The following is a 3,286-nucleotide window of genomic DNA, read 5'->3' as shown; positions in this document are numbered from 1 at the left end:
GCACCCCCGGCGGCCCCTCGAACCCCCGCCGTCCGCTACGTTCCGTCACGGATCTGTCACTGCTGGTCCTGTGCGAGTGCGACCCGGTCGCCGGCCGGCACGTCGCCTTCCGCGAGGAGCGCCGACCCGGGGCGCACCCGGCCCCCGGAACGCGAACGGCGCCTCCCCACCGCGGGGAAGCGCCGTTCCGGCGTGCGCGGGCAGGCCGCTGCTCGCGGCCGGGTGGCTCAGGAGCCCTCGGGCGTCCAGCGCTTCTCGACCCCGGCGAGCTTCCAGTACCCGATCGCGATCGCCCAGACGACCACGAACAGCCCGGCGATGGCGTAGCCGACGTTGTCCAGCGAGATGTCGGCGATGAACCCGGTGACCGGGTCGGTCAGATCGAGCTTCTCGTGCAGCACCCCGACCAGCTCGATGGTGCCGATGATGAAGGCCACCGCGATCGACAGACCGGTGATGGTCAGGTTGTAGTACACCTTCCGCACCGGGTTGGCGAAGGCCCACTGGTACGCGAAGTTCATGAACGTCCCGTCCAGGGTGTCGAACAGGCTCATCCCGGCCGCGAACAGCAGCGGCAGGCAGACGATCGCGTACCAGGGCAGCCCGGAGGCGGCACCCGAGCCGGCCATCACCATCAGGGTGACCTCGGTCGCGGTGTCGAAGCCCAGGCCCAGCACCATGCCCACCGGGAACATCTGCCCGGGCCGGGTGATCGAACGGGTCGCCCGGTTCAGCACCCGGGCCATGAAGCCGCGCGAGTCGAGGTGCGCCTCCAGCTCCTTCTCGTCGAACTTCCCGGCCCGCATCGAGCGGAACACCCTGAGGATGCCGAGCAGCGCCGCCAGGTTGAGCGCGCCGATCAGGTAGAGGAACACGCCGGAAGTGGTCGTCCCGATCACGCCGAGCCACTTGTGGGTGGTCGACTCGTCGTCCATCAGGGTGTTCGCCAGCTGCGCGCCGCCCGCCACCAGGGCGGCCATCACCACCACCATCGAGGAGTGCCCGAGGGCGAACCAGAAGCCCACCGAGACCGGCCGCTTGCCGTCCGCCATCAGCTTGCGGGTGGTGTTGTCGATCACCGCGATGTGGTCGGCGTCGAAGGCGTGCCGCATCCCGAGGGTGTACGCGGTGATACCCAGGCCCACCCCGAAGACCTGGGTGCCGACCGCGTACTTCTCGGGTGCGACCAGGAAGATCAGCGTGCCGAAGGCCACCACGTGCATGGCCACGATCACCGCCATCAGCCCGGCGGTACGGACGGTGTCCTCGCGCCGCCACTGGAAGCTGGGCAGCGCGGAGGGGGCCGGTTCGGCCCCGGCGGCAACGGTTTCGGGCAGGGTCATCTGCGGATCACGCTCCAGCACCTCGTGGAAAACCTCGTGAGATGCCGTGGCCGGTCTCCTGGCTGACGGGACGCCCGTACCCGCCTTCCCAAGCGCGCGAGGCGCCCAGTGGCTCCATGGGTACGGACGACGTTCCTCCGCGGACGGAGGAACGACCCGATCACAGTGGCGAGGGCCGCTCCGGGCTGGGACCCCTGAGGGTCCGTCACCGGTCTTCCCGAGCACCACGGCGGGGAACACCGTAGGGGCCACGCCCCGACCCGTGCAAGGTTGCGCACCTGCGCAGGTGTCCAGGATCACAGACCGCCGCCTGCGAGAATGTCCGCATGCATCTCGTACCGGCCGACCGCGCGGGCCACCGCACCATCGACGGGCACCGGGTCTGCGAGGCCATCGCCGCGATCGGCGACCCGGCCCACGTCCGGTCCTGGGCCGAGCGGTTCTCCCTGCTCGCCGACCCCGGCCGGCTCGCCCTGCTGCTCGCCCTCCACCGGGCCGGGCCGCTCGCCGTCACCGACCTCGCGGTCGCCACCGGCATGCGCGACCCCGCCGTCTCCCAGGCCCTGCGGCTGCTCCGCACGGCCGGCGTGGTCACCGGCGACCGGGACGGACGCGTGGTGCGCTACCAGCTCGTGGACGAGGCCATGCGCCCCCTCCTCGACGAGTGCGCCGCCGGCGAACACCACGAGCCCACCGCGGCCACGGGCTGACCCACTGGCCCGGCCCCGGAACCGCGCCGCGGCCGGAACGGATGAGTACGATCATGACGTGCCGTCCCGCCCCCACGCCTGGCCCGCCGACCGGTGGAACACCCGACCGGTCAGGGCCCGCGTGCTGGCGGTCGCCCGCACCCTCACCTCGGCCACCCGGGTCCTGGACGTCCTGACCCTGCTGAACCCGGACGGCATCGAGCGGTACTTCACCGTCAACCCCGGCTCCGCCTTCGCCGACCGCGCCCTGGACGAGTACCTGCACGGCCTGCCCGGCTTCACCGTGCTGGACTGGGAGGACGCCGTCAGCCGCCGCTTCGACCTGGCCGTCGCCTGCGCCGTCCACTCCTCCATGCACCGGCTGGACGCCCGCCTCGTCGTCCTCCCGCACGGCGTCGGCTACAACCGGCTGGTCACCGAGTCCACCGGCGACACGGTCACCGCCGCCGGTCTGTCCCGCAACGAACTCACCCACCGCGGAAGGGTGTTCGTGGACGTCCTCGGCCTCTCCCACCCCGAGCAGCTGGACCGGCTGCGGGACTCCTGCCCCGAGGCGCTGGACGTCGCCCGGGTTGTCGGCGACCCCTGCTTCGACCGGATGCTCGGCAGCCGGCGCTCCCGCGACGGCTACCGCGCCGCGCTCGGTGCCACCGGCGGCCGACGGCTCGTCGTCGTCAGCTCCACCTGGAGCGAGCACTCCTTGTTCGGCCGCCGCCCGGACCTCCCCCGGCGGCTGGTCCGCCGGCTCCCCGCCGACGAGTACACGGTGGCCGTCGTCCTGCACCCCAACGTGTGGAGCCGCCACGACCCCGAGGCGCTGCTCGACGACGCCCGCCGGATGGGCCTGCGCCTGATCCCGCCCCACCAGGGCTGGCAGGCCGCGCTCGTCGCCGCCGACTGCGTGATCGGCGACCACGGATCGGTCACCGTCTACGGCGCCGCCCTGAACCACCGCACCCTGCTCGTCGCCACCGGCGCCGCCGAACTCGACCCCCGCTCCCCCGGCTACGCCTTCGGCCAGGCAGCGCCCGTCCTCGACCCGGACGGGGACCTCGCCGCCCAGGTCGAACAGGCCCTCGCCCGGGCCCCGGCCGACCTGAGCGCGATCACCGACCGCTCGCTCGCCCACCGCGGCGAATCCGCCCGGCTGCTGCGCCCGCTGCTGCACTCCTTCCTGGCCGGGCTGGACGAGCCCGGGGATGAACCGGCCCTGCCGCCCTACCCCAGGCCGGC

General features: G+C 72.9%; 3 protein-coding genes and 1 riboswitch. Of the genes, 2 read left to right on the top strand and 1 reads right to left on the bottom strand.

Annotated features, from left to right (window positions below; genetic code table 11):
• Window positions 1-227: 227 nt before the first annotated feature.
• Window positions 228-1,343, bottom strand: a complete 1,116-nt coding sequence (locus tag ACIQOV_RS33960; RefSeq protein WP_401054638.1) for a HoxN/HupN/NixA family nickel/cobalt transporter — start codon at window positions 1,341-1,343, stop codon at window positions 228-230.
• 30 nt (window positions 1,344-1,373) lie between these two features.
• Window positions 1,374-1,587, bottom strand: a riboswitch (cobalamin riboswitch).
• A gap of 82 nt (window positions 1,588-1,669) precedes the next feature.
• Here ACIQOV_RS33960 and ACIQOV_RS33955 point away from each other — a divergent pair.
• Window positions 1,670-2,053, top strand: coding sequence for a metalloregulator ArsR/SmtB family transcription factor (locus ACIQOV_RS33955; RefSeq protein WP_359897441.1), 384 nt, complete (start codon window positions 1,670-1,672; stop codon window positions 2,051-2,053).
• Between the two features lie 58 nt (window positions 2,054-2,111).
• A partial coding sequence (locus tag ACIQOV_RS33950; RefSeq protein ID WP_401054636.1) for a hypothetical protein occupies window positions 2,112-3,286 on the top strand: 1,175 nt, incomplete at its 3' end.

This window comes from Kitasatospora sp. NPDC091257 (genome assembly GCF_044757675.1).
GTDB lineage: Bacteria > Actinomycetota > Actinomycetes > Streptomycetales > Streptomycetaceae > Kitasatospora > Kitasatospora lactacystinica.
Note: the sequence above shows the minus strand (reverse complement) of the source record. Positions and strands in the feature narration are given on the sequence as shown.

What these genes read in the sequence shown, in the direction of transcription:
- ACIQOV_RS33960 (WP_401054638.1), bottom strand. Translation starts at nt 1,343, where the DNA reads ATGACCCTGCCCGAAACCGTTGCCGCCGGGGCCGAACCGGCCCCCTCC.
- ACIQOV_RS33955 (WP_359897441.1), top strand. Translation starts at nt 1,670, where the DNA reads ATGCATCTCGTACCGGCCGACCGCGCGGGCCACCGCACCATCGACGGG.